This window comes from Nonomuraea sp. NPDC048881 (genome assembly GCF_040649795.1).
Lineage (GTDB): Bacteria > Actinomycetota > Actinomycetes > Streptosporangiales > Streptosporangiaceae > Nonomuraea.
Genome location: NZ_JBEZGC010000002.1, coordinates 905,785 through 929,196, shown reverse-complemented (window position 1 = coordinate 929,196; position 23,412 = coordinate 905,785). Strand labels below are relative to the sequence as shown.

Here is a 23,412-nt window from a genome sequence, read left to right as displayed (position 1 = left end):
CGATGCTTCTTCGCGTGCGCGTGGCGCTGCCCGACCGTCCGGGGTCTCTGGCCCAGGTCACCAAGGCCCTGGGCACGGCGGGGGCCGACATCACCCAGGTCACCGTCCTCGACCGGGGGGCCGGCTCGGCGGTCGACGACATCACCGTCTTCTGCCCCGAGAGCACCCCGCGGGAGGTGCTGGTCAAGAGCCTGGAGAGCGTCGACGACGTCCGCGTGGAAGGCATCTGGACCACTCGCGAGACCGCCGGCACCTACCCCGAACTGGAGATACTCAAGTACATCACCACGGCGGGCGACCGCGCGCTGACCACGCTCGTCGACTCGCTGCCGGTGCTGTTCAGCGCCGACTGGGCCGCCACCGCCGCCGACCACGGCGTGGTCTACGCGAGCTGGCGCGCCCCGCAGGGCCTGACCGTCCCCAGCCCGGCCCCGCCACGCCCGGCGGCCCTGACGCTCGACGGCGGCGTGCACGCCATCCACGCCCCGCTCCCGCCGCTCGCCCTGACGTTGCTGCTGGCCCGCTCCGAGGGTCCGGCCTTCCACCGCATCGAGGTCCACCGGCTCACCCGGATCCTGGAGATCTTCCTGAGCCTGCCGGCCACCGAACGCGGCGTCGCCCGCCGGCTCCGCAAGTAGCGGGAAGCATCTGGTCGGAAAAGGCGCTAGAGTTAGGCACGCAACAGCGCGGAAGTGGCTCAGTGGTAGAGCATCACCTTGCCAAGGTGAGGGTCGCGGGTTCGAATCCCGTCTTCCGCTCGGAGTGGTTCGACTCGGTGGAGTGGCCGAGAGGCGAGGCAGCGGCCTGCAAAGCCGTCCACACGGGTTCAAATCCCGTCTCCACCTCCAAGGACGATTAGCTCAGCGGGAGAGCGCTTCCCTGACACGGAAGAGGTCACTGGTTCAATCCCAGTATCGTCCACCACACAGAAAGGCCAGCCCGGAACGACAGGGCTGGCCTTTCTGCTGTCCAGGACCCGAACACCGGTCCGGCACGCGGACAGGCCCGCCCCCCGAGCGTGCGGTGCCGGCCCACTCAAGATCCAGCCTGCCGCCCTCACAGTGTCGAGCTCCGTCCGGACGGCCGATGCCGGGCCGCCGGTGACGCCACGGGCCGGGTGGCTGACGTGCGCGGAGTGGCGGGCCCGCCTCCCGCAGCGGCGGGGGTGTGCGCCGGGCCGGGGGGATGGTCGCCATGGGCGGGAGAAGAATCGTGGTCATGGACATCGAACGTGCGCGTACCGCCCTCGACGCCGGCTATCGGGAGTTCACGGCTGCGGTGAAGGAGACCGATCTGCTGAGCCCCACCCGGTGTGCCGGTTGGGCGGGGGTGGATCTGCTGTTTCACGTGCTGTGCGACGCCCAGCGAGCCCTCGTCGCGTTCGCCACCCCCGCCGACGGGCCGCCCGACGTCGACCACGTCACCTATTGGAGCTCCTTCCAGCCCGTCCCGGACGCCTCCGAGGGCGCCGGGGGCGGCGCGGACGCCCACGCCTGGTGGGTGCGCAGGTCCGCCTCCGCCTTCACCCGGCCCTCCGGGGTGCTGCGGGTGTGGGAGGACACCGCCCCGGCCGCCGTGCGGGCGGCGCTCGCGGCCGACCCGGCGGGGCACGTCGCCACGCAGGGCCACGTGATCGCCGTGCCCGACTTCCTGGCCACGCTGGCGACCGAGGCCGCCGTCCACCACCTCGACCTGCGGGCCGCGCGGCCGCCCGCCCGGGAGGCGCTGGAACTGGCGGGCGAGACGCTCGACGGGCTGCTCGGCGTGGACCGCCCGTCCCAGCTGGATCTGACCACGTACGTGCTGGAGGCCACCGGACGGGTCCCGTCGGCCGACGACCGCTTCCCGCTGCTGGGCTGACCGCCGAGGGGCCCAGGAGGTCCGTGCTCTCGTCGTGATCATCCTACGGCAGGATCTCGGCTCGTGAAGAAGACGATGATCACCGCCCTGGCGGCCTGCGCCTGCGTGCTGACGGCGACCGCGCCCGCCCAGGCGGCCCCCAAGGACCCCGTACGCGCCCTCAAGGCCAAGCTCGCCGCCGGGCACGGCGTGCGGTTCACCGAGACGACCATGCTCTCGGGCCCGAACAAGGGCAAGATCCAGAGCCGCAAGGGCACCTTCCAGTTCAACGCCAAGGGAGTGGCCGCCTCCGACATCACCGCCACCCCCGTGGGACGGCCCCGCGAGCGCACGATCAGCATCGGCAACGTCAGCTACACCTCCGGCGGCATGTGGGCCGACCGCATGCCGGAGGGCAAGTCGTGGCTCAAGAGCAAGGCCCTGCTCGGCGGCGGCAGCGGCTTCCACGGGCAGGTGATCAACCCCGCCGAGCCGACCACGCTGGCGGCGCTGGTCAGGAAGGGCCGGCTGCGCGGGAGCACGCTCACCGGGAAGATCACCTTCAAGGAGCTGGAGGAGGCGTCGCGCTGGTTCGGGGCCTCGATCCCGCTGCGCATGCACGACGACACGAAGGTCTCGTACACGCTCACGCTGAACTCCGCCGGGCTGGTGAGCCGGGTGCGGTCGTCGTACGCGGCCACGGGGATCTTCGACACCAACCAGTTCGAGGGCGGCACGATCACCATCGACAGCCGCTTCACCGGGTGGGGCGCCAAGGTGTCCATCAAGGCGCCCGACTCCGACGCGGTGACCACCGACACCGGCGAGTGAGCCCCCCTCCCGGGGCGCCCGGCCGCCCCTGAGGGGTCAGGCGTCGTCCGGGTGCATGCGGAAGTCGTAGCGTCCGGGCAGCGGGGCGGCGGTCAGGCGCGACCACGTCTCGTGCAGGACGGCCTCGCCCTCCCGCAGGTCCTCGACGTCGAAGCCGGCGTCGAACAGCGCGCGGGCGCCGTCCCGGTCCCCGGCGGCGAGCAGGGCGCGGGCGCGGAGCAGGACGGCCCGGCCGGTCTCGGGCAGCGTGTCCAGGACGGCCAGGCACTCGGCGGCCCGGCCGGCCTCCAGCAGCGCGACGGCCGCCTCCGCCGCCAGGCGCTCCCGGACGAGTCCGGCCGTCCGGCGGAGGGCTGTGAGGTACAGGGTGGCCCGTTCGTCCGGGTTCGCGGTGGTGCGGGCCAGGCAGCGGGTCGCCCAGGGGTTCGGGCGCAGCTCGGCGGAGCGCCGCCACGCGCGTACCGCCCCCTCATGGTCCTGCGCGTGCCAGGCGGCCACGCCCAGGTGGTAGGCCGTCACCCAGGTCTCCGGCGCCCGCTCCAGCAGCCGCCGCCACGGCGCGGACACGAGGCTGTGCCCGGGATCCGCGCCGGGAGAGGGCTCGGGACGGGGGAAGGCGCCGGTGGTGAGGAGAGTCAGCCAGGGCGACTGGCCGGCGCCGAGGGTGGACCGGGGGAACGGGGTGCCTGGCGTGGTGACGCCGGCGCGCGCCACCTCCAGGGCGCCCCAGCCGGACCCTTCCGCCAGGATCCGGACGGGCTCCTGGTCGGCGTGCGGCCGCCACTTGCGCCAGGCGGCGGACACCTCGGCGGCCGGCAGCCGGGCCGCCAGCTCCTCCTCGGCCGCCCGCACCGCCTCCGACCAGTCCGCGCCGTGCACGGCGGCGGGGTCGGCGCGCAACGGCCCGTACGCCTCCAGCCAGGAGAACTCGCCCCCGCCGGGCAGCGGCACGTGTTCGAGCTGGGTACGGGCCAGCCCCGCCTGGATCTCCAGGTAGCCGCCGGTGCCGGGCTCGGTGAGCCAGTCCTGCCAGCGGCGTCCGCCGGGCCCGCGTCCCCACAGGAAGAGCTTGCGCCCGCGCAGCGACCGGGTGGAGGTGTGCACGAGGCCCGCGCCGGAGCCGTCGAGCGCGGCGATCCACGGACGGCGATCGCCGAGCTCGAAGAAGTAGTCGGCGGCGTGGTCCGCGCGGGCCGGGTAGCTGCGGTCCAGGCCGTCCCAGACCGGGATCGGGACCTGTTCGAGCCGCCCGGCGTAGCCGAAGTGCCAGGCCGTGCCGGCCGGGGCGAGCACGCGCGTCCGCCCGGTCTCGGGGACGGCGATGTTCGACCACCAGTACGCCGGCACCTCGTGCGGGTGCGGGTTGCGCATGCGCACGCCCACGTACAGGAAGTCCGACCCGCGCGGCAGCCAGAAGTCGACCTGGTACGGCAGGTCCCGGGTGCGTTCCCACTCCCATATCCGGACCATCGGCGTGCCGTCGGGCCCCTCGGCCTCCCCGGCGAAGACCGGGCGGCAGGTCAGCGTGGTGTGCCCGGTCGAGCCGGAGTTCCACTCCACGCCGCCGGAGAACCAGGCGCCGGTCAGCCCGAAGTTCGCCGGTTGCAGCACCGGGTTCCGGTAGAGCAGCTCGCCGTGGTCACGGTGGACCAGCGAGTACAGCCGTCCGCCCCAGCCGGGCAGCACGGTCGCGGTCAGCCGGTCGTTGGCGAGCTGGATCGCCTCGACCCGGCGGGGCCGGCGTGCCCGGTCGTAGCCGTCCTGGACGCGGCAGGGCAGCACGGAGGCGAGCCTGCCGTAGGAGAGCTGGAAGGCCATGTCGGGCGGCGCGCCGGCGACCGTGGCCGCGGGCCCGGCGGCCTCGCCGAGGGGCGGCAGCGGGTTGTCCGGGCCGGGCAGGGCGACCGGCAGAGTGATCATGATGCGGCGGACGGTCGTCGTCATTTCCCCATCCCCAGGGTGATGCCTTCGGTGACGCGGCGTCCCACCCAGGCGAACAGGACCACCATGGGCAGCACGACCACGCAGACGCCGGCGAACATACCGCCCCAGTTGGTGCCGGTGTACTGCTGCTGCTGGGCGAAGCCGATCAGCGCCACCGGCAGCGTCTCCTTCTCGTCGTCCTGCATCAGCACCAGGGCGAGCATGGTCTCGTTCCAGGAGACGATGAGCTGCAGCACGAACACGGTGACCAGCCCCGGCCGGGCGACCGGCACGACGATGCGCAGGAACGTCCGCCACACCCCGGCGCCGTCCAGCGCGGCGGCCTCCTCCAGCTCGCCGGGCAGCGATCGGAAGAAGCCGGTCAGCAGGAAGACGGTGAACGGCATGGCCGTGCCGACGTAGGCCAGGGTGAGGCCGGTCAGGGTGGAGGTGAGCTCCAGGCTGCTCAGCATGAGGAAGATCGGCAGCAGGATGACCTGGGTGGGCACGCCGGTCCCGAGCGCGAACAGCAGCGTCAGCGGCCGTCCCGCGCGGTTCGCGGTCCGGGTCAGCGCGTACGCGGCCGGTGCGGCGACCACCACGGCCAGCACCGAGGACAGCACGCCCACGACCGCGCTGTTGACCGCGGCCCGGCCGAAGTTCCCGACCTCCAGCGCGGTCAGGTAGTTGTCCAGCGTCGGCGGGATCGGCAGCCGCCAGGGATGGTCGAACACGTCGCGGGTGGTCTTCAGCGATGTGATCAGCACCCACGCCAGCAGCGCCACGTCGGCGGCGACGACCGCCCACACGACTGCCTTCATGGGCGCGAGCCTCGTCGGTCTCATGGTCGGCCCCCTTTCAGAACCGGACGGCGTCACGGTCGAGCGCCCGCCGCAGCAGGAGCACCACGGCCGCCGCGATCAGCAGGCTGAACAGCGCGCTGGCGGCGGTCATCCCCAGCTCGGGCGGCGAGCCGGAGCCGCCGTACGTGGCCGCGTAGCTGTAGAGGGCGACGGTCCAGGTGCTGCTCGGCGGCGTGCCCGCGGTGCCGCCGCCGAACACCAGCACCAGCTCGAACACCTTGATCGAGCTGATGGTCCACAGCAGCGCGCAGACGCTGAGCACGTCCCAGGTCAGCGGGATCGTGACGTGCCGCAGCCGCTGCCAGGACGTGGCCCCGAGCAGCGCGCAGTCCTCGTAGAAGGAGGCGGGGATGCGGTCGACGGCGGCCATGATGATCGTGGTGTAGTACCCGACGGCCGCCCAGATCGCCACGATCATGATGAGCGTGAACGTGTTGTCCACGGCCAGCCACTTGGGCGGGTCGCTCACCCCTAAGACGCCCCTCAGCACGGTGTTGACCAGCCCGTCGGGGTTGAACAGGAATCCCGCCACGATGGCCGGCACCAGCGCGCTGACGATGTTGGGGAAGAACAGGATGTTGCGCGCGACCAGCCGTCCGCGCATCTCCCTGAGCACCATCGTGAGCGCGAACCCGGCGGCGAACGTCACGCCGCCGCCGACGACCAGCAGCTTCAGGGTGTTGAGCAGCGCGGTGTGGAAGACCGGGTCGCCCAGCAGGCGGGCGTAGTTGCGCAGGCCGACGAAGCGCGAGTCGCCGTACCCGGCGGTCTGCTGGAGGCTGATCCACACCGCGTAGCAGGCCGGGCCGAGGACGAAGACGCCCAGCAGCGCCAGGGCCGGGCCGACCATGGGGACGAAGGCCCGCTGCCGGGCCCGTACGGCCGGGCCGGGCCGCGTCTCGGGTTCGGCCGCCATCAGCTGCCCTGGTTCTTCCAGAAGCCGGCCTGGACCGCGGTGATCTTGTCCACGAACCCCTGTGCGGTGAGCCTGCCGTTGAACAGCTCGCCCACCGTCGGGTAGTAGACCTTGTCGGTCCAGCCCGGCACGCTCAGCCCGGCCGCGAACGGGAAGGTCTCGGGCACGCTGTCGAGCTGCCGCTTCACCCCGGCCAGCGCCTCGGGCACGAACGCGTCCGCCCGCGGCGAGAGCACGGAGGCCGTCCTGGCCAGGTCGTCGGCGAACTCCTTGGTCGTCAGGTACGCGATGAACCGCTCGCCAGCCTCGACGTTCCTGGCCTTGGCGGGCATCGCGAAGCCGAACTGCACGACCTCCTCGCCCTTCGCCGGCCCGCCGACCTCGGGGAAGGGCATGGAGGCGGGCTTGAACCCGGCCCTGGCGTACGAGCCGACCTCGCTGGGCAGCCAGGAACCCATGATCATGAACGCGGCCCGGCCCTGGGCCCAGTTCTTCTGCTGCTCGGGGTATTTGCCGGCGTCGTACCCCTTGAGCAGGTAGCCCTCCTTGGCGAACCGCTCGATCTGCCGGGCGGCGGCCAGCACCTCGGGCTTCTTCCACGACTGCCCGGTGCGGTCCTCGGCGATGGCCTTGAGGCCGTCCGCGCCGATCGTCCGGTAGAGGTAGTAGTTCATCCAGTACGAGTCGGACCAGTACTGTTCGCCGTCGGCGGTGAGCGGGGCCGTCCGGCCGCCGGCCTTGAGGGTGCCGAGCAGCGCCAGGAACGCCGTCCAGTCCTTCGGCGGCGTCTCGGTGAGGGTGGCGGCGTCGTAGAACAGGCCGATGCCGGCCACGCTGTAGGGCACCATGTACGGCTGGCCGTCCGGCAGCCGCAACGCCGGGCTCTGCGAGTACTTGGCCGGGATGACGTCCTTGACCTTCTTGCCCGCCTCGCCGGGCACGTCGGCCTCGTACACCTTGGCCAGCCCCCGGGCCACGCCCGGGGTCACCATGAACGGCCGGATCGTGTCGTCGGACTGGTCGACCACGTCCGGCACCTTGGACGTGGTGAGCGCGGCGGGCAGTTTCTGCTTGACCACGTCGCGGCCGGCCCACTCGACCCTGACCTCGATGCCGGTGGCCCGGGTGAAGCGGGTGATCGCGGCCTGCAGGGCCACCTGCTGGGGTTCGCCCTGCTTCCACATCGACCAGTAGACGAGCTCCTTGCCGGACGCGTCCTGGGCGTCGCCGCCACAGGCGGTGACCAGGCCGAGGGCCAGCGCGCCGGCGGCGAGCCCGGCGAACGTCCGGCGAATGGGGTGGGATCGGGATGAGCTCATCGAGCGGCACCGCCTGTCCTGTGAGATGGGGGGGTGGCCCGGCGGGGCCCGGACGGGACCCCGCCGGAGGAGGGTCAGCCGACGGTCCAGCGCTGGAGCGCCGAGCCGGTGTCGGCCTGCTGGGTGACGAGCGCGCCGTCGGCGGTGGAGGCCGTGGTGAGCAGCAGCCCGCTCTTCTGCGAGGCGATCCGGTAGCCGCCCGCGGGGGCGGGGGTGACCTGCCAGCTCTGGTTGGCGGCGCCGGTGCACGTCCACTGGATGATCTGGGCGCCGGCGGCGGTCGAGCCGCCGCCGACGTCCGCGCAGAGCTTGGACAGGCTGTTGGCGATCTGGTAGGAGCCGTCGGGCCGGCGGGTGAAGACCCAGCGCTGGTTGGCGCCGGAGTTGGGGGTCCAGGTGATGAGCTGGGTGCCCGGGGTGGTGGAGTGGTCGGGGTCGTCCAGGGCCTTGCCGGCGGCGGTCAGGGTGTGGGTGCCGCTCAGGTCGCCGCCCGAGGCGCCGGTGTCGGTCAGCGTCAGGGTCTGCTCGGCGGCCGTGCGGCGACCGCCCACCGTCCCGCCGGAGGTGTCGCTCCAGTGGCGTACGGGGGTGGTCTCGGCCGGTCGGGACGCGTCCGCCGTCAGGGCGAGGGCGAGGCCGCTGTAGCGGTTGACCAGCCGGTGGCCGCTCCCGCCCGGCACCACGAACCACTGCTGGCCCGCGGTGGGCCCGCCGGCGCCGGGGGCGGTGACGACCGGTCTGGCCCCCCAGGCGCGGCCGGCCGTCGTGGCCGCGTCCACGCCGAGCAGCCCGCCGGTGGAGGCGTTGGCGATGCGGTAGGAGCCGTCGCCGTTGGGGGTGAACGTCCAGTTCTCCAGGGGCGAGCCGGTCGGGGCGGCGGCGGAGGTGGTCGCCGGGCCGCCGGAGACCTGGGCCAGGACGCGGCCCGCGCCGGTGCCGATCCGGTAGGTCCTGGCCGGGTCCGCCGGGGCGGGGGCGGGCGCGGTGGAGGTGACGGTGAGGTTCGCGTACTCGCCGCTGGAGGTCGCGCACTCGATCGAGCAGTACGAGCGGAACGTCCTGCCGACGATGGCCGAGCCGGTTCTGCTGACGTCGTCGAGGAACCAGCGGTACCAGGAGCCGGAGACGTAGCTGCCGGTGTCGCCGATCAGGCGCCACCGCTGGGTCGACAGGTCGTCGGTGACGTAGAGTCGCTGCGGCTGACGGCCGGAGACGACCTCGGGCTCGCCGAGGTAGAGGCCGAGGTGGGCGTCGTAGGCGATGTTCATGATGAACAGGTCGGACTTCGGCGGCAGCTCCCCGGCGGCGATCTGCTGGTCGACCGTGCCGGTGTTGGCCGGGTCGTAGTCGCCGCCCACGGGCGTGTAGCCCCGGGGGTTCGCGGCGGTGACCGGGACCATGTTGCTCTCCTTGCCGCCCACGCCGGGCTGCGACCAGGAGCCGTCGTACCACTTGGTCCACGAGCCGGTCGCCATCTTGGCCGACATGGGCGCCCGCGCCACGTGGGCCAGGCCGCCGTTGCCGCCGCCCACGCCGCCCTTGGGGATGATCCGCGAGCCGTAGTAGACGTAGAAGTAGCCCGAGACCGGGTCGGCGAACAGGCGCGGGTCGCCGTCGCCGTAGTCGTAGGTCTGGTGGGGGAAGGCCGCGGCGTCGTTGCGCTTCGTGCTGTACGGCGAGGTGATCGCGTGGCCGAGGATGGTCCACACCCGGCCCTGGTTGCGGGAGACGGCGTAGTCGAGCGAGTCGTAGTGCAGGCCGTCGCCGAAGGGCTGGGGGGTGAACTCGTTGTGCACCAGGCCGTACCAGTCGCCGGTGTCGGGGTCCACCCAGACGCCGACCAGGTCGCAGTAGTTCTTGTGGGCGTACCCCGAGCCCGCGCCGGCGGGGGTCGCCTCGACGCCGGTCGGGCTGTTGTTGCAGCGCCAGGTCGTGTCGTTGTTGCGGTCGGCGGAGTTGGCCGGGTTGACCGCGTCGCTGATCGCGGCCGAGCGGGTGGCGGTCTCGAAGTTGGCGCCGGTGAAGAAGTCCCAGTAGCGGGGGTCGGAGGCGCCGTAGAGGGCGGCCGACTGCTGGAAGTAGAAGGTGCCGTCCTTGTCGATGTAGGTGGCCGCCGGGGTGTCGGTGGGATGGGCGTAGCGGCCGGTGGAGCCGACGGTGATCGTGTAGGTGGCGTCGGGCGGTGCGGCCGACGCGGCCGGGACGGCGAGGGAGCCGCCCAGGACCAGCGTCAGGGCCGCGGCGGCGGCGGTGAGCACGTTGCGATGGGGGGACACGGGTGCTCCTTTCTGTCGGGCACGCCACATCGGGCGGGCCCTTGGGGGAACCACGAGCCGGAACCGCGTGGCCGGACCATACGCCAGATTTGACCGCTCAAACAAGGCCCGAATTCGCGTTCTTGCTCTCTTGTCCGGTCAAAAGGCACGTAATGCGCACGATGGTTGACGAGATCCGAGCCGGGCGACTACGTTTCGGGGCGACGTCATTGGACCGGTCAAACCCCTAGGAGGCCGCGTGGTCACGATGCAGGACGTGGCCGAGCGGGCCGGGGTCACCAAGCAGACGGTCTCCAACGTGGTCACCGGCCGCGTACGCGTCCGCCCCGAGACCGAGGCCAGGGTGCGCGCCGCCATCGCCGAGCTCGGCTACACCCCCAACCTGGTCGCCCGCTCGCTGGCCACCGGCACCACCATGACCGTCGGCCTGTTCGTGCCGACGGTGGCCAGCTCGTTCTACTCGGCCGTGGTCGAGGAGGCGGAGAACGTCCTGGAGGAGCACGGCTACCACCTGCTGCTGTGCACCACCCGCCTCGACGGCGACCGGGCCCGCCGGCACATCACCGGCCTGACCAGCCGCTCGGTCGACGCCCTGCTGATCGCCGGCGACAACGGCCTCACCGAGCACCTGCCGCTCCTGGCCGACGCGCGTTTCCCCGTGGCGCTGTGCGCGTGGGAGAGCGAGGTGCCCGACACCCTGCCCGTCGTCACGATCGACTACGAGCAGGCCGGCTACCTGGCCGGGCGGCATCTGCGCGAGCTGGGCCACGAGCGGGTCGCGGTGCTGAGCAGCGCGCCGCACGCGCTGCGCGTGCAGGGGTTCCGGCGCGCGTTCGCCCGCGACGGCCTCGACGTCCCGGCCGCGGCCGTCTTCACCGCGCCGGAGCCGACGGCGATGGGCGGCTTCACCGCCGCCACCGCGGCCCTGACCGCCGACCCCGGCGTGACCGCGCTGTTCTGCACGCACGACATCCTCGCGCTGGGCGCGCTGGAGGCGGCCCGGCTCGGCGGCCGCTCGGTGCCCGGCGACCTGTCGGTGGTCGGCCACGACGACATCGACGAGGTACGGGTGACGCATCCCGCCCTCACCACGGTCGCCGTCCCGAGCAGGGAGATGACCAGGCAGGCCATCGAGCTCCTGCTGCGCGCCCTGGACGAGGGCCGCCCGCCGGTCAACTCCCTGCAGCTGCTGCGCTCGACCCTGATCGTCCGGGCCAGCAGCGGCCCCGCCTGATCTCCCGCGGCGCGGCGCAGGCGGCCAGCGTGCGGCGCAGCCAGCGTCCGCAGCCCCGGGCGCTCCAGCCCGCCGCCGCCCCGACGGCGACCCCGGCCAGCACGTCGCCCGGGTAGTGGGCGCCCACGTACACGCGGGAGGCGGCCACGCCGGCGGCGAGCAGCGTGACCGAGGTGGCGACCGGCAGCGGCGCGTCCCTGGCGACCGCCACCGCGAAGGCGACCGCGGACGCGCTGTGCCCCGACGGCAGCGACGAGGACGCCGGCACCCGGCGGCGCCGGATCACCGGGATGAGGTCCGTCAGCGGGCGCGGCCTGCGGATCGCCTGCTTGACGACCATGCTGGTCAGCGGGCTGGCCAGCGAGATCGCCAGTAGCCCGCGAACGCCCGCCCGCTGCAGGCGCGGCCGGCCCGTCATCATCAGGACGCCCGCCACCAGCCCCCACAGGACCGAGTTGTCGGCCGCCGACGACAGATGCGGCAGCAGGGCGTCGAGCACGGGCAGGTCGGAGCGCGCGACCCGGTCGAAGGCCCGCTTGTCCCAGGCGTCGAAACGTTCGAGCAGCATCATCCAGCCGATCACCTCCGCGACGGCCCTACACCTGCCCGCCGATCATGCCGGTCATGCCCGGGACGGCCTGGCTCCCGTGCTCTCCCTGACCACGAGCTCGGGCTCGACCAGCCGCCGCGCCTCGGGCTCGTGCCCGGCCATGAAGTCGAGCAGCAGGTGGAAGGCGTGCCTGCCGACCTCGCCGAAGTCCTGGCGCACGGTGGTCAGCGGCGGCCAGAAGTAGGCCGACTCGGGGATGTCGTCGAACCCGGCCACGCTGACGTCCTCGGGCACCCGGCGGCCGGCCTCGCGCAGCGCGCGCAGCACGCCGAGCGCCATCTGGTCGTTGGCCACGAACACGGCGGTGACGTCGGGGTTCTCGCAGAGGCGGCGGCCGAGCTGGTAGCCCGAGCGGGCGCTCCAGTCGCCGCGCAGCACCTCGGGCGCCTCCCGGCCGGCGGCCTCCAGCACGCCGCGCCAGCCCTCGATGCGGCCGTTGGCGTCGAGCCAGTCGGCCGGGCCGGCGACGTGCCAGACCGTCTCGTGGCCGAGGCTGAGCAGGTGACGGGTGACCCGCCTGGCGCCCGCCTGCTGGTCGACCTTGGCCACCGGTACGGGGATGTCGTCGCCGGCGTCGACGGCCACCACCGGCATCTCCGGCGGCAGGTGGCGCAGGCCGTCGGCGGCCGACTCGTGCGGCGCCACGATGATCACGCCGTCGACCGCCTGGGCGCGCAGCCGCTGCACGCCCTCCTCCATCGACCTGCGGCTGAGCGAGGGCAGGCTGGCGATGCTGACGTTGTAGCCGGCCCGTCTGGCCGCCTGCTCGATGCAGTAGAGCGTGGAGGCCGGGCCGTAGAGGGTGGTGTCGATGCTGACCACGCCGAGCACCCCGGACCTGCCGGTGACGAGCTGGCGGGCGGCCTGGTTGGGCCGGTAGTCGAGCTCGCGCACCGCGGCCATGACGCGGGCCCTGGTCTCCGCGCGGACCCGGTCGGGCGCGTTGAGCACGCGCGAGACGGTCATGGCCGAGACCCCGGCGAGCACGGCCACGTCCATGAGCACCGCCGGCCTGTCGCCCTTCGCTTTCACCGCCGCCCACCTCCTGTCAGCGGTAACGCTAACAGGCCCGGGGCGCTCCCGCGCGACCGCGCGGCAGCCGCGCACGGCCCCCGCGAACCCGCGGCACGCCTGGTCGGCGGCCTGACGCTGCCAGGTAACTGCCAGGAACGGTAGGTAGTCTGCCTCGCCATGAACTGGCAGCGGCACGTCAACAAAGCGCTGGTCAGGTTCACCGGATTCCAGATCGAGCGAGTCGGGAACACGCCCTCTCCCCCGCCCGCTCCCGAGATCAGACCGCCCGCGGATCCGCTAACCGACCGGCTGCTCGAATCCCCCGTCTTCCTCCTGTCCCCCGTACGGTCCGGCTCCACGCTCCTGCGCGCGATCCTCAACGCCCACCCCGACCTGCACGCCCCCCACGAGCTGCACGTACGCCGGTTGCGGGTGCAGTTCGGCACTCCGCTGGCCGCCAAGGCGATGGCCGCGCTCGGGCACAACCAGGCCGACCTGGAACACCTGCTGTGGGACCGGGTGCTGCACCGCGAGCTGGTCCGCAGCGGCAAGCGGTACGTCGTGGACAAGACCCCCGCCAACGCCTTCGCCCACCAGCGCATCGCCGCCTGCTGGCCGGACGCCCGCTTCGTCTTCCTGCTGCGCCACCCCGCCTCCATCGCCACGTCCTGGCACGAGGCCGCCCCCGACCGGCGCACCCCCGAGGAGGCCGCCCTGGACGCCCTGCGGTACATGAAGGCCGTGCAGCGGGCCAGGGCCGCGCTGCCGGGGCTGACCGTCAGATACGAGGAGCTGAGCGCCGAGCCCGAGCGCGTCACCCGCGAGATCTGCGCGTTCCTCGGCCTGGAGTGGGAGCCGCGGATGCTCTCCTACGGCGAGCAGCAGGTGCTGGAGAAGGGGCTCGGCGACTGGCGGGACAAGATCAGGACCGGGACCGTCCAGCCCGCCCGGGAGCTGCCCTCCCCCGACCAGATCCCCGAACCCCTCAAGCCCATCGCCCGGACCTGGGGGTACCTCGCGTGAAGATCCGCTACCTGATGCTGCACGCCTACGGCATGGGCGGCACGATCCGCACGGTGGTCAACCAGGCGAACGCGATGACCGCGGCCGGGCACGACGTCGAGCTGGTCAGCCTGGTACGACGGCGCGAGGCCCCGCAGTTCGCCATCGACCCCCGCGTCACCATCACCACGCTGGTGGACCAGCGCGGGGGCAGACAGCCCGACTCCGTCGGCCGCAGGGCGTGGCGGCGGATCCGCGGCAAGATCGTGCCGCGCGGCGAGTTCGCCGCCGACTACTTCACCGAGCGGGTGGAACGGGCCGCGATGGACTACGTCTCCGGCCTGTCCGGCGGCGTGCTGGTGACGACCAGGCCCGCACTGAACCTGATCTCCGCCCGCCGCACCCCCGCCGACGTGGTCAGGATCGCGCAGGAGCACATGAACCTGTCCGCCTACCCCGACACGATCCGCAGGGAGATCGCCCGCCACTACGGCAGGTTCGCCGCGGTCACCGTGCTGACCAGGACCAACAAGCTCGAATACCAGCGCCTGCTGCCGGACACGCCGGTGGTGGTGATCCCGAACGCCGTCCACCGCGTGGAGCGGGAACCGTCCCGGCAGGTCAACCCGGTGGTGGTGGCGGCCGGGCGGCTGGTGCCGCAGAAGGGGTTCGACCTGCTCATCGAGGCGTTCGCGCAGGTCGTGCGGGTGCATCCGGAGTGGCGGCTGCGCGTCTTCGGCACCGGGCCGCGCCGCAGCCAGCTCGCCGGGCTGGTCGCGCGGCACGGGCTGGCGGAGCACGTGACGCTGCCCGGCCGTACCGAGCGGCTGGAGAAGGAGCTGGCCGAGGCGTCGGTGTACGCGCTCAGCTCCCGCTTCGAGGGCCTGCCCATGGTGATGATCGAGGCCATGACGCACGCGCTGCCCGTGGTCGCCTTCGACTGCCCCACCGGGCCGCGGGACGTGCTGACCGACGGCGTGGACGGCGTCCTGGTGCCGCCCAGGGACGTGGACGCGCTGGCCGCCGCGCTGATCCGGGTGATCGGCGACCGGGAGCTGCGGGTGCGGATGGGCGAGGCGGCGGCGGCGACGTCGCGGGCGTACGGGCCGGAGGTGGTGATGCCGATGTGGGAGGAGCTGTTCTCCGGGCTGGCGCGGGGGCAACGGGTGGCGGACAACCTCTGGACGGGCCGCTGAGGGGCCCGGCACGAAAGATCTACCTGACGCATCCTTCGGCGTCGGCGGGATTTCTAACGATTTGGTCACAGATTTTGCCGCAAACCGTTAAACGCACGCCAAACCGGGCGGCAGCCTGGGGTGCATGCGTAACCGGAAAGCTCGACTCACCGCGTTCGCAGGCGCCTTCGCCCTGGTCACGGGGCTGGGCGTGCCCGCGTACGCGCAGACCGCGACCCCGTCCGCCGCGACCCCGTCCCTCGCGGCTCCGTCCCTCGCGGCCCCTTCCCTCGTCGCCTCCGCCGCCGACGCCGGGGCGCCCGCCGTGTACGGCCGGGCCGCCTACCTGATGGACGCCCGGTCCGGCGCCGCGCTGTTCGGCAAGGCCGCCGACACCCGCATGCCGATCGCCAGCCTCACCAAGACGATGACGGCGTACGTCGTCCTGCAGTCGGCCAAGCCCACGGACATGGTGGAGATCGCCCCCCAGGACGCGCGGTACGCCGAGGAGGGCGGCGGCACCACCGCCGACCTGCGGCCCGGCGACCGGCTGCCGGTGGGCGAGCTGCTCTACGCGCTCATGCTGCCCTCGGGCGCCGACGCCGCCCACGCGCTGGCCCGTACGTACGGGCCGGGCGTGCCGGGGTTCGTCGACAAGATGAACGCCACCGCCCGCTCGCTCGGCATGAACGACACCCGGTACGTCAACGCCGACGGGCTGCCCACGCCGGCCGGCGACGGCTGGTCCACCGCCCGCGACCAGGCCGTGCTGGCCGCCCAGGCCCTTCAGGTGCCGCTGATCGAAGGCGTGGCCGGGACCCGGTACCACGAGGTCGCCGCGACCGAGGAGCACGGCGCGTACGGCTGGCGCAACACCAACCGCCTGCTCGCCGAGCCGGGGGTGATCGGGTTGAAGACGGGGTTCACCCGGGCGGCGGGGTACAGCCTGGCCTTCGCCGGTGAGCGGGACGGGCACCGGCTGGTGGGCGTGATCCTGGGCGAGTCGGTCTCCAGCCGCCGCTTCGACACCGCCCAGTCCCTCCTCACCTGGGCCCCCACCCGCACCGCCGCCTGACCTCCCCCACCTCCACCCGCACCGCGGCCCGCCACCTACACCCCCCAGCGGCACCGCCGCCCGCCCCTCCCCCACCCCGCACCACCTCACGGCCCCCTCCAAGCCCCCACCCCCCACCACCTGACAGGTGTCGTCTCCTGGGGGACCGGGCTGTCCGCATGATGGACGCTCGTGATCTCTTGGGTTAGTTTGCCCGGCATGAACGTTCGCATCGCGATGAGCGTGTTGTCCGCGGCGCTGGTGCTCGCCGCCCCGCTCCCCGCCCACGCCACCACCACCGGCCCCGGCCCGGACCTCGGCTGGGAGCTGAAGGAGACCGGCGTGACCGCCCGCTTCCGTGGTCTCGCACCCGTGAGCAGGGACGTGGTGTGGGCCGCCGGCACCGGCGGAACCGTCCTGCGCACCGTGGACGGCGGACGCACCTGGCAGAACGTCTCCCCGCCCGGCACCGAGTCCCTCCAGTTCCGCGACGTGGAGGCGTTCGACGCCCGCCGCGCCCTGGTCCTGTCGATCGGCACGGGCCCGGACGGCCGCGTCTACCGCACCGAGGACGGCGGCCGCACCTGGACCGAGTCCTTCAGGAACGACGAGCCGAACGCCTTCTACGACTGCATGGCCTTCTTCGACCGCCGCCACGGCCTGGCCATGAGCGACCCGGTGAACGGCAGGTTCCGCCTCCTGGCCACCGAGGACGGCGGCCGGAGCTGGCAGGTGCTCCCGTCCACCGGCATGCCGGACGCGCTGCCCGGCGAGGCCGGTTTCGCGGCGAGCGGCCAGTGCCTGGTGACCGCGGGCGGACGCGACGCCTGGATCGCCACCGGCGGCGGCGAGCGGTCACGCGTGTTCCGTTCGGCCGACCGCGGGCGTACGTGGACCGTCTCCGACACCCCGATCCCGGCCGCCGACCCGGCGAAGGGCGTCTTCGCGCTGGCCTTCCGCGACCGGCACCGCGGGATCGCGGTCGGCGGCGACTACCAGCCCGGCCTCCCCTCCCCGAACGCCGCCGCGGTCACCGGGGACGGCGGCGCCACCTGGCGGCCCGCCACGACCCCGCCGCCCGCGTACCGGTCGGGGGTGACGTGGCTGCCGCACCTGCCGTTCGCGGCGATCGCGGTCGGCCCCACGGGCAGCGACGTGACGTACACCGGCGGGGCCCGCTGGGAGACCTTCGACGGCGGCTCGTTCGACACGGTCTCGTGCACCCCGGACCTGTCCTGCTGGGCCTCCGGCGAGCAGGGCCGCATAGCCCGTCTCCGCCTCCGCTAGCACGAGGGGCGCACGGGGCTCGCGGAACCCGCGGGGGTCCACGGCGGGCGCGGCGGGCCGGGTCAGCGGACGCCGCGCGGCCTGAACTGGATGCTGATGCGCGGCCCCGCGGGCCGGGCGGTCTTGGGGATGGCGTGCTCCCACGTCCGCTGGCAGCTGCCGCCCATGACGATCAGGTCGCCGTGCCCGAGGTCGCGGCGGATCGAGGGGCCGCCGCCGCGCGGGCGCAGCAGGAGCGGGCGCGGGCTGCCCACCGAGACGATCGCGACCATGGTGTCCTCGCTGCTGCCCCGGCCGATGGTGTCGCCGTGCCAGGCCACGCTGTCGCGGCCGTCGCGGTAGAAGCACAGGCCCGCGGTGCGGAAGGGTTCGCCCAGTTCCTCGCCGTAGTGGGCGTCGAGCGCCGCTCTGGCCTGGTCGAGGACGGGGTCGGGCAGCGTCTCGCCCTCGTCGTAGAACTTGAGCAGGCGCGGGACGTCGAGGACCCGGTCGTACATGCGGCGGCGCTCGGCACGCCACGGCACCGTCTCGGCCAGCCGCGCGAACAGCGTGTCGGCCCCCGTCAGCCAGCCGGGCCGCAGGTCGATCCAGGCTCCGTGGTCGAGGTACGTCCGGCGGACCGTGGCGCCCAGCCGCCCGACGCCGAGCTCCTCGTCGAGACCCAGCAGAGATGCTTGGAACGCGGCTTTCATGAGGCCGAGTCTATGCCATTGTTCGTACACATATTCGACTCGGGGCCGGCTCGGGGGTTGGAAGGCGCCCGGCCTGTGCGGTACGCAGTCCGTACAGGCCGGGCGGGTCGCCGCCGGCGGGCGCGAGGCCCGCGCGGGACGATCACCCGAGCCCTTCCCCCGCCCGGACCGTCCCTTAACGCGGATCCTGTAACGTCTTGCTGGTGCTGACGCGTTACATGGCCGGGGTGGTCGCGGCCCGGACCGGCGACGAGATGTCCGGACCCGCCCTCCTGGTGGCCGGGCTCGCCGCCACCGGCTCTCCGCTGCTCGGGGCGTCGCTGCTGGCCGGGCTGACCGTCTCGGCGGCCGTCGGCGGGCCGCTGCTCGGCGTGCTGCTGGACCGCGCCCGCCGTCCGGGCCGGTTGCTGGCGTGCTGCCTGCTCGGGTACGCGACCGGCTTGCTGCTGGTGGCGGGCGGCGTCGGACGGGTGCCCGGGACGGCACTGGTGGCGCTGGCGGTGGTGACCGGGCTGGCGGGCCCCGCGCTCACCGGCGGCTGGACGGGACAGCTCCCCCTCGTCTCCGGGCCGGACCGGGGACGGCTGGCACGGGCCACCGCGCTGGACGCCATGACGTACAACGTGGCGGGGCTGGCCGGGCCGGCGGCGGTCGGCGTGATCGCGGCCGTGGCGGGCGGTCCGGCGGCGGTGCTCGTCTCCGCGGCCCTCCTCCTGACCGCCCTCCCCGCCGCCTGGACCCTCCCCACCCGCACCCCCCAAAACCGCCCTGCCCACGCCCACCCCACAAGCGCCCCACCCACAGGCGCCCGGCCGCACGACCGGCCCGCCCTCGACCACCCCACGCTTGACCCGCCCAGCCACGCCCACCCCACGAGCGACCTCCCCGCAGACAACCGGCCGAAGGGTGAGCGGCGGCGCTTCGGCGGCCTCAGCTCGCCCGTACGGGCTGCGGGGGCGGTCGCGCGGGAGATGGCGGCCGGGGTCCGGGCGGTGCTCGGGAACCGGGTGCTGGGACGGGCCACCGCCGGGTCGATGGTCTCGTGCGCCGGGGCGGGCATGTTCGTGGTGTCGGCGCCGGTGCTGGGGCTGGAGCTCACGGGCGACAGCAGCCGCGGCACGCTGCTGCTGGCCGTCACGGCAGCAGCCGGCCTGGCCGCGAACGGACTCCTGGCCTGGCGCGGCGGCCCCCGTCGCCGGAACCCGACACCGGCGTGGGACGCGACCCTGACCTGGTCCACCGCGCTGGTCGGCGCAGGCATGACGTTGGCCGCGATGGCAGGAACGGCCCTGGTGGGGGCGTATTGGATCGCGGTGGTCGCGGCGGGGCTGGTGGGCGCGGGCGAGGGGCCGCAGTTGACGGCGCTGTTCGCGGTGCGGCAACGCGAGGCCCCCGCCGTTCTGCGCAGTCAGGTGTTCACGACCGGCGCCAGCCTCAAGATCACCTCGTTCGCCGTCGGATCGGCGCTGGCAGGCCCGCTGAGCACCCAGTCGGCCACTGCCGCCCTGCTGACCGGCGCGGCCTTACAGGCCGTGGCCGTCTACGTTCTCCTCCGCCGCCGCGGTTGGCGAACGGCGGCGGGCGACGCGGGCACCAGCAGGCGGTGAGCAGGCGCAGGCCGGCTGGGGCGGGCGCGTGGTGTCAGGGGGTTGGCTGGGGGCGGGCGCGGTGGGCGGCGACGCGGGCGCGGGTGGCGCAGCGGGTGCCGCAGTAGCGGCGGGGGCTGCCGCCGCCCAGGTCCAGGTACGGCCGTCCGCACCCCGCGGCCGCGCACAATCCGCCCGGAACGCGCTGATGGTCGGCGACCAGCACGGCCAGGGCCATCGCCGACGAGGCCAGGAACCACTCGGCCCACGGCGCGTCGTCGCCGCTGTCGACGTGCAGATGCCAGGACGTCGTGCCCCGGTGGCTGGTCAGCCTGGGCGGCCGGGCGGTGTCGGCGAGCAGGCGGTTGAGCAGGCCCGCCGCCTCCTCGGCGTCGCGCGCGCCCAGCACGTCGCGCAGCCGGGCCGCCGCCGCCCGCATCGCGGCCACGTCGGAGTCGTCGAGGCCGAGGTCGCCGTGCTCGCCGTGGCGGCGCAGGACGTCCGTCACCGAGGCGGGCGTCGGCTCTTCGTGCAGCAGCGCCACGCACAGCTCGACGGCTCTGACGGCCATCGCCCTGGTCGAGTGAACCTCCACGCGGCAAGCGTATCCACGGCGGGACTCCCCCTGCCCCGCCGCGGACCCTGCCCCGCCGTGGCGTGGGCTCAGCCGCCGCAGGCGGCGAAGACGAAGCTGTCCTTGAGGACGGTGTACCGGTCCCTGACCCGTACGGCCCCCGTCCCCGTGTCGACCTGGACGATGGTCATCCTGGACGAGCCGGACACCAGGTGCAGCGTGACCTGCGTGTCGCCGGTCCAGTCGATCATGCTGAGCTCGCCGTCCGGCAGCTTGATCTTCCTGCGTCCGGTGACCTCGTCGGTGGCGAGGTCGTAGGTGAGCAGCTCGGTCTTCTTGCCGCGGATCACGACCGCCGCCGTGTGCCCGTCGCCGGCCAGCGCCTGCGGGCCGTTGGCGGCCACGACCTGCGGCGGCGTGACGCGTACGAGATGCTCGCCCGTCTGGTCGCGCACGACCAGGTCGGTGACGGAGTCGTCGGACTCGATCGAGGACAGCACCTCGTCGCCGTCGCCGCTGAACCCGAGGAGGGTCTCGTCGGCGGGGACGGTGCCGAGCAGGGCGCCGGTCGCGGTGTCGAAGATCTTCGTGGCGGCGGGCCGGTCGCTCTGGACCACGACGGCCAGCCGCGCGCCGTCGCCGGAGAGCAGCAGCGTCACCTCGTTCTGGGCGACCCGCGGCAGCGCGTCCTCGGGCAGCAGCGTGACGCCGCCGCCCAGCACGCGTACGGCCGGCCGCCCGGCCTTGGTGAGGTATGCCACGCGCTGCCCGTCGCCGCTGACCGCGATCGGCGCCGGCGAGGTGACGGTGGACCTGCGCCTGGCGTCGAGCGCGACGACCTGGGCGTCGGGCAGCGTCCTGCGCCCGCCGTCGTGCATGACCAGCCGCCACTGCCCGCAGGGCCGGGACGTGCCGTCCTTGGCCGGGCAGCCCTTGACGGAGGCGTACCGGATGCTGTCGTGGCCGTGGTGCGGCGCGGCCTGGGCGGCGGCCGGCACGGCGGTGAGGGTGAGCAGGGCTGCGGTCAGCAAAGGGACGATTCTCACGATGGTCACTCCCCCGGGAACACGATGGTGTGAGGGTCGGGGCCCACCTTGTAGGTGTCGGTACGGCGGGCCTGGCCGGAAGCGGGGTCGACGGTGAGCACCCGTACCACCGTCGACTTCGTGGTGCTGCTGTCGTAGGAGTAGGCGGCGAGCCGTCCGTCAGGGGTCCAGCGGGCGTGGTCGGGCGAGGCGTCGCCGGCGAGGGGCAGGTTCACGCCGTCGGCGAGCCGGGCGGTCTCCAGGTCGTACGTGCGCATCCGGGGCGGGCCGCCACTGCTGCCGCCGGAGCTGAACGCGGCGACGGTGTGCCCGTCGGGGGACAGCGCGAGGGTGACGGCGTTGGCGACGAACTGGGGGGCCTGGCTCCTGAGCGCCCGGCCGTCGAGCCCGTAGGAGTACAGCCATCTGGTGCCGTCGCTCAGGTCGCGGGTGGTGAGCACCTCGTCCCCGTCGCCGCTGAAGCCGGCCGGTTCGCCCTTGACGGTCAGGCCGGTGATCCTGCCGGTGGCCAGGGTGAGCACGTCGACGTGGCCTTGGCGGCCGACGAGGAGCCGGTCGCCGGCCGTTGACAGGTAGAGGGCGTCGTCCGCGCCGGGGCGCAGGGACCTGGGCAGTTCCCTGACCGGGCCGCCGGCCGCCGCGCGTGCGACCAGGCGGTGGTCGCGGGCCCGCTGGTAGACGATGGTCCGGCCGTCGCCGCTGAGGGCGAACAGGGAGGTCGCGCGGGCCTTGGCGCGGGCGGCGGAGTCGCCGACGGTGACCTTGCGGCCGTCACGGAGGAGCAGGTGCCAGGGGCCGCACGGGGACGTGCCCTCGACGGGCAGCTCGCAGGCGGTGACCCAGGCCGCGCGGGCCTGCGGCGGCCCGGTGTGCGCGGATGCGGCGGCGGCCGGGAGCCCCGGCCCGCCGGCGACCGCCGGCGCGAGGAGCGCGGCGGCCGCTGAGAACAGCCTCATGAGTGGTGATCCTTTCGCTCACCTGGTTAGACCCATGGGCACGGTGGCGAGTTGGTCACATGTAGGCCACGCTTCAGGGCAGCGGGCGCCGCCCCGCGAAGCCCAGATCCGTACGGTGGTACCAGGCGAGCTCGGGCTCCCCCTCGATCCAGCAGAGCCGCACCGACGCCCCGCCGAGCACCGAGGGGAAGTCGATCAGCAGCGGCGCGACGCCCTTGACCTCGATCCCCTGCTCGCTCCACCGGGTCAGCGTCTCCTCGATGCGCGCCTCGATCGCCTTGATCTCGGGCAGCCCGCCGAGCCGCGACCCGCCGGCGGCCTCCCGGTCGAAGGCGATCTCGGCCAGGTCGGCGCGGCCCGCGACGATCTCCCGCGCCTCGGCGATGATGCCGGGCAGCAGGGCGCGCGCCTCGTCCAGGGTGAAGATCCGGTCCATGCGGAAAACGCTACCCGTTCGGCTGGTAGGCGTGGATGAGAAGCCGCTCGGCCTCGTCGAAGTAGTCGTCGAGGTAGGCCGCCGCCTCCTCGGCGCGACCGGCCGCCAGCAGGGCGAGCAGCGCGCGGTTGCGGTCGATGAACGGCTCGTGGAAGGCGCGCGGGTTGTCCATCACGTGGAAGACCAGGCGCAGCTCGGCCAGGAGCTGCCGCATGGCCTCGTCGAGGCGGGGGCTGCCGTGCAGGCCGACCAGGGCCTGGTGGTAGCGGATGTTGGCGGTGCCGACGCCCTGCCAGTCGCCCTGGGCGGCGGCCCGCTCGGCGTCGCGCACGGCCTCCTCGATGAGCGCCAGCGCCTGCCGCGACGCCTTGCGCCGGACGGCGGCCCCTTCCAGCACCCGCCGCATCGTGTAGAGGTCGGAGACGTCCTCCACGGACGGGAGCCGGACGAAGACGCCCCGGTTGAGCCGGTGGTCGAGCAGGCGTTCGTGGCCGAGCAGGCGGAACGCCTCGCGCAGCGTGTTGCGCGAGACGCCGAGCCCTTCGGAGATGGCCTCCTCCGACAGCCGCGCGCCCGGCGGGAAGGCGCCTTCGATGATGTTGTCGCGGAGGATGTCGGCCACGCGCTCGGCCGTGCTGCTGCGGCTCAGTCTCGACCGGTGCCGGGCGAGGTCCGCGACCACGTCTTCCACGTTCGCCAGGGAATCATGGAGCAAACCTCTTGTCGAATTGTTCAACAATCCTTACGTTGAAACTATCCCCTCGACCATCTGGGAGCCT

The 23,412-nt window shown here is 73.6% G+C and carries 22 protein-coding genes and 3 tRNA genes; 12 read left to right on the top strand and 13 right to left on the bottom strand.

Features of this window, described 5'->3' with window-relative positions; all coding sequences use genetic code 11:
• The first annotated feature begins 2 nt into the window (after positions 1–2).
• From AB0C33_RS09835 to AB0C33_RS09810, 6 genes are all read left to right on the top strand, one after another.
• Complete coding sequence (locus AB0C33_RS09835) at positions 3–638, top strand: ACT domain-containing protein (RefSeq protein ID WP_358285500.1); 636 nt, start codon at positions 3–5, stop codon at positions 636–638.
• A 48-nt stretch (positions 639–686) separates the two neighbouring features.
• Positions 687–758 (top strand) — tRNA-Gly (locus tag AB0C33_RS09830).
• A gap of 16 nt (positions 759–774) precedes the next feature.
• A tRNA-Cys gene (locus AB0C33_RS09825) sits at positions 775–848 on the top strand.
• A gap of 1 nt (position 849) precedes the next feature.
• Positions 850–924: transfer RNA gene (locus AB0C33_RS09820), tRNA-Val, on the top strand.
• 294 nt (positions 925–1,218) lie between these two features.
• Entirely contained in the window at positions 1,219–1,860 is a 642-nt protein-coding gene (locus AB0C33_RS09815; RefSeq protein WP_358285498.1) for a maleylpyruvate isomerase N-terminal domain-containing protein, read from the top strand.
• 63 nt (positions 1,861–1,923) lie between these two features.
• Complete coding sequence (locus AB0C33_RS09810; protein WP_358285496.1) at positions 1,924–2,670, top strand: hypothetical protein; 747 nt, start codon at positions 1,924–1,926, stop codon at positions 2,668–2,670.
• 36 nt (positions 2,671–2,706) lie between these two features.
• On the opposite strand, the gene AB0C33_RS09805 is transcribed toward AB0C33_RS09810, so the two are convergent.
• The 5 genes from AB0C33_RS09805 to AB0C33_RS09785 all read right to left on the bottom strand — a co-directional run bounded on the left by AB0C33_RS09805 (position 2,707) and on the right by AB0C33_RS09785 (position 9,967).
• Entirely contained in the window at positions 2,707–4,614 is a 1,908-nt protein-coding gene (locus tag AB0C33_RS09805; protein WP_358285494.1) for a DUF5107 domain-containing protein, read from the bottom strand.
• Positions 4,611–5,414: a carbohydrate ABC transporter permease gene (locus tag AB0C33_RS09800; RefSeq protein ID WP_358285492.1), complete on the bottom strand. Its 804-nt coding sequence runs from the start codon at positions 5,412–5,414 to the stop codon at positions 4,611–4,613. Before AB0C33_RS09800 ends, AB0C33_RS09805 begins: the two co-directional genes overlap by 4 nt.
• Before the next feature lie 37 nt (positions 5,415–5,451).
• Positions 5,452–6,372, bottom strand: coding sequence for a sugar ABC transporter permease (locus AB0C33_RS09795; RefSeq protein WP_358285489.1), 921 nt, complete (start codon positions 6,370–6,372; stop codon positions 5,452–5,454).
• On the bottom strand, positions 6,372–7,691 hold the full coding sequence (locus AB0C33_RS09790) for an ABC transporter substrate-binding protein (RefSeq protein ID WP_358285487.1): 1,320 nt from the start codon (positions 7,689–7,691) through the stop codon (positions 6,372–6,374). The genes AB0C33_RS09795 and AB0C33_RS09790 overlap by 1 nt, the downstream gene beginning before the upstream one ends.
• A gap of 74 nt (positions 7,692–7,765) precedes the next feature.
• The gene (locus tag AB0C33_RS09785) at positions 7,766–9,967 is read right to left on the bottom strand and encodes an RICIN domain-containing protein (protein WP_358285484.1); all 2,202 of its coding nucleotides are present in this window, start codon (positions 9,965–9,967) and stop codon (positions 7,766–7,768) included.
• Between the two features lie 247 nt (positions 9,968–10,214).
• Between AB0C33_RS09785 and AB0C33_RS09780 the strand changes: the two genes are divergently transcribed.
• A complete protein-coding gene (locus tag AB0C33_RS09780) occupies positions 10,215–11,201 on the top strand; it encodes a LacI family DNA-binding transcriptional regulator (RefSeq protein WP_352361449.1) in 987 nt (328 codons plus the stop codon).
• On the opposite strand, the gene AB0C33_RS09775 is transcribed toward AB0C33_RS09780, so the two are convergent.
• Positions 11,140–11,784, bottom strand: a complete 645-nt coding sequence (locus AB0C33_RS09775; RefSeq protein ID WP_358285481.1) for a phosphatase PAP2 family protein — start codon at positions 11,782–11,784, stop codon at positions 11,140–11,142. The two genes, AB0C33_RS09780 and AB0C33_RS09775, sit on opposite strands and share 62 nt — an antisense overlap.
• Positions 11,785–11,823: 39 nt before the next feature.
• Entirely contained in the window at positions 11,824–12,810 is a 987-nt protein-coding gene (locus AB0C33_RS09770; protein WP_352361447.1) for a LacI family DNA-binding transcriptional regulator, read from the bottom strand.
• A gap of 192 nt (positions 12,811–13,002) precedes the next feature.
• Between AB0C33_RS09770 and AB0C33_RS09765 the strand changes: the two genes are divergently transcribed.
• From AB0C33_RS09765 to AB0C33_RS09750, 4 genes are all read left to right on the top strand, one after another.
• On the top strand, positions 13,003–13,848 hold the full coding sequence (locus AB0C33_RS09765; RefSeq protein WP_358285479.1) for a sulfotransferase: 846 nt from the start codon (positions 13,003–13,005) through the stop codon (positions 13,846–13,848).
• Positions 13,845–15,023: a glycosyltransferase family 4 protein gene (locus tag AB0C33_RS09760; RefSeq protein WP_358285477.1), complete on the top strand. Its 1,179-nt coding sequence runs from the start codon at positions 13,845–13,847 to the stop codon at positions 15,021–15,023. The genes AB0C33_RS09765 and AB0C33_RS09760 overlap by 4 nt, the downstream gene beginning before the upstream one ends.
• Positions 15,024–15,147: 124 nt before the next feature.
• Complete coding sequence (locus AB0C33_RS09755; RefSeq protein WP_358285474.1) at positions 15,148–16,077, top strand: D-alanyl-D-alanine carboxypeptidase family protein; 930 nt, start codon at positions 15,148–15,150, stop codon at positions 16,075–16,077.
• 198 nt (positions 16,078–16,275) lie between these two features.
• Positions 16,276–17,343 (top strand): oxidoreductase, encoded by a 1,068-nt coding sequence (locus AB0C33_RS09750; RefSeq protein ID WP_358285472.1) that lies wholly within the window; start codon positions 16,276–16,278, stop codon positions 17,341–17,343.
• A gap of 62 nt (positions 17,344–17,405) precedes the next feature.
• Here the strand turns inward: AB0C33_RS09750 and AB0C33_RS09745 are convergent, their stop codons facing one another.
• Entirely contained in the window at positions 17,406–18,035 is a 630-nt protein-coding gene (locus tag AB0C33_RS09745; RefSeq protein ID WP_358285470.1) for an alpha-ketoglutarate-dependent dioxygenase AlkB, read from the bottom strand.
• Between the two features lie 203 nt (positions 18,036–18,238).
• Here AB0C33_RS09745 and AB0C33_RS09740 point away from each other — a divergent pair, with 203 nt between their 5' ends.
• A complete protein-coding gene (locus tag AB0C33_RS09740; RefSeq protein WP_358285468.1) occupies positions 18,239–19,642 on the top strand; it encodes an MFS transporter in 1,404 nt (467 codons plus the stop codon).
• Positions 19,643–19,676: 34 nt separating this feature from the next.
• Here AB0C33_RS09740 and AB0C33_RS09735 read toward each other — a convergent pair whose 3' ends face one another.
• From AB0C33_RS09735 to AB0C33_RS09715, 5 genes are all read right to left on the bottom strand, one after another.
• The gene (locus AB0C33_RS09735; RefSeq protein WP_358285466.1) at positions 19,677–20,216 is read right to left on the bottom strand and encodes a CGNR zinc finger domain-containing protein; all 540 of its coding nucleotides are present in this window, start codon (positions 20,214–20,216) and stop codon (positions 19,677–19,679) included.
• 68 nt (positions 20,217–20,284) lie between these two features.
• Complete coding sequence (locus AB0C33_RS09730) at positions 20,285–21,241, bottom strand: hypothetical protein (protein WP_358285464.1); 957 nt, start codon at positions 21,239–21,241, stop codon at positions 20,285–20,287.
• Positions 21,242–21,246: 5 nt separating this feature from the next.
• Positions 21,247–22,197: a hypothetical protein gene (locus AB0C33_RS09725; protein ID WP_358285461.1), complete on the bottom strand. Its 951-nt coding sequence runs from the start codon at positions 22,195–22,197 to the stop codon at positions 21,247–21,249.
• Between the two features lie 73 nt (positions 22,198–22,270).
• On the bottom strand, positions 22,271–22,633 hold the full coding sequence (locus AB0C33_RS09720; RefSeq protein ID WP_352361155.1) for a DUF2203 domain-containing protein: 363 nt from the start codon (positions 22,631–22,633) through the stop codon (positions 22,271–22,273).
• Between the two features lie 10 nt (positions 22,634–22,643).
• The gene (locus AB0C33_RS09715; RefSeq protein ID WP_358285458.1) at positions 22,644–23,324 is read right to left on the bottom strand and encodes a GntR family transcriptional regulator; all 681 of its coding nucleotides are present in this window, start codon (positions 23,322–23,324) and stop codon (positions 22,644–22,646) included.
• Between the last annotated feature and the right edge of the window lie 88 nt (positions 23,325–23,412).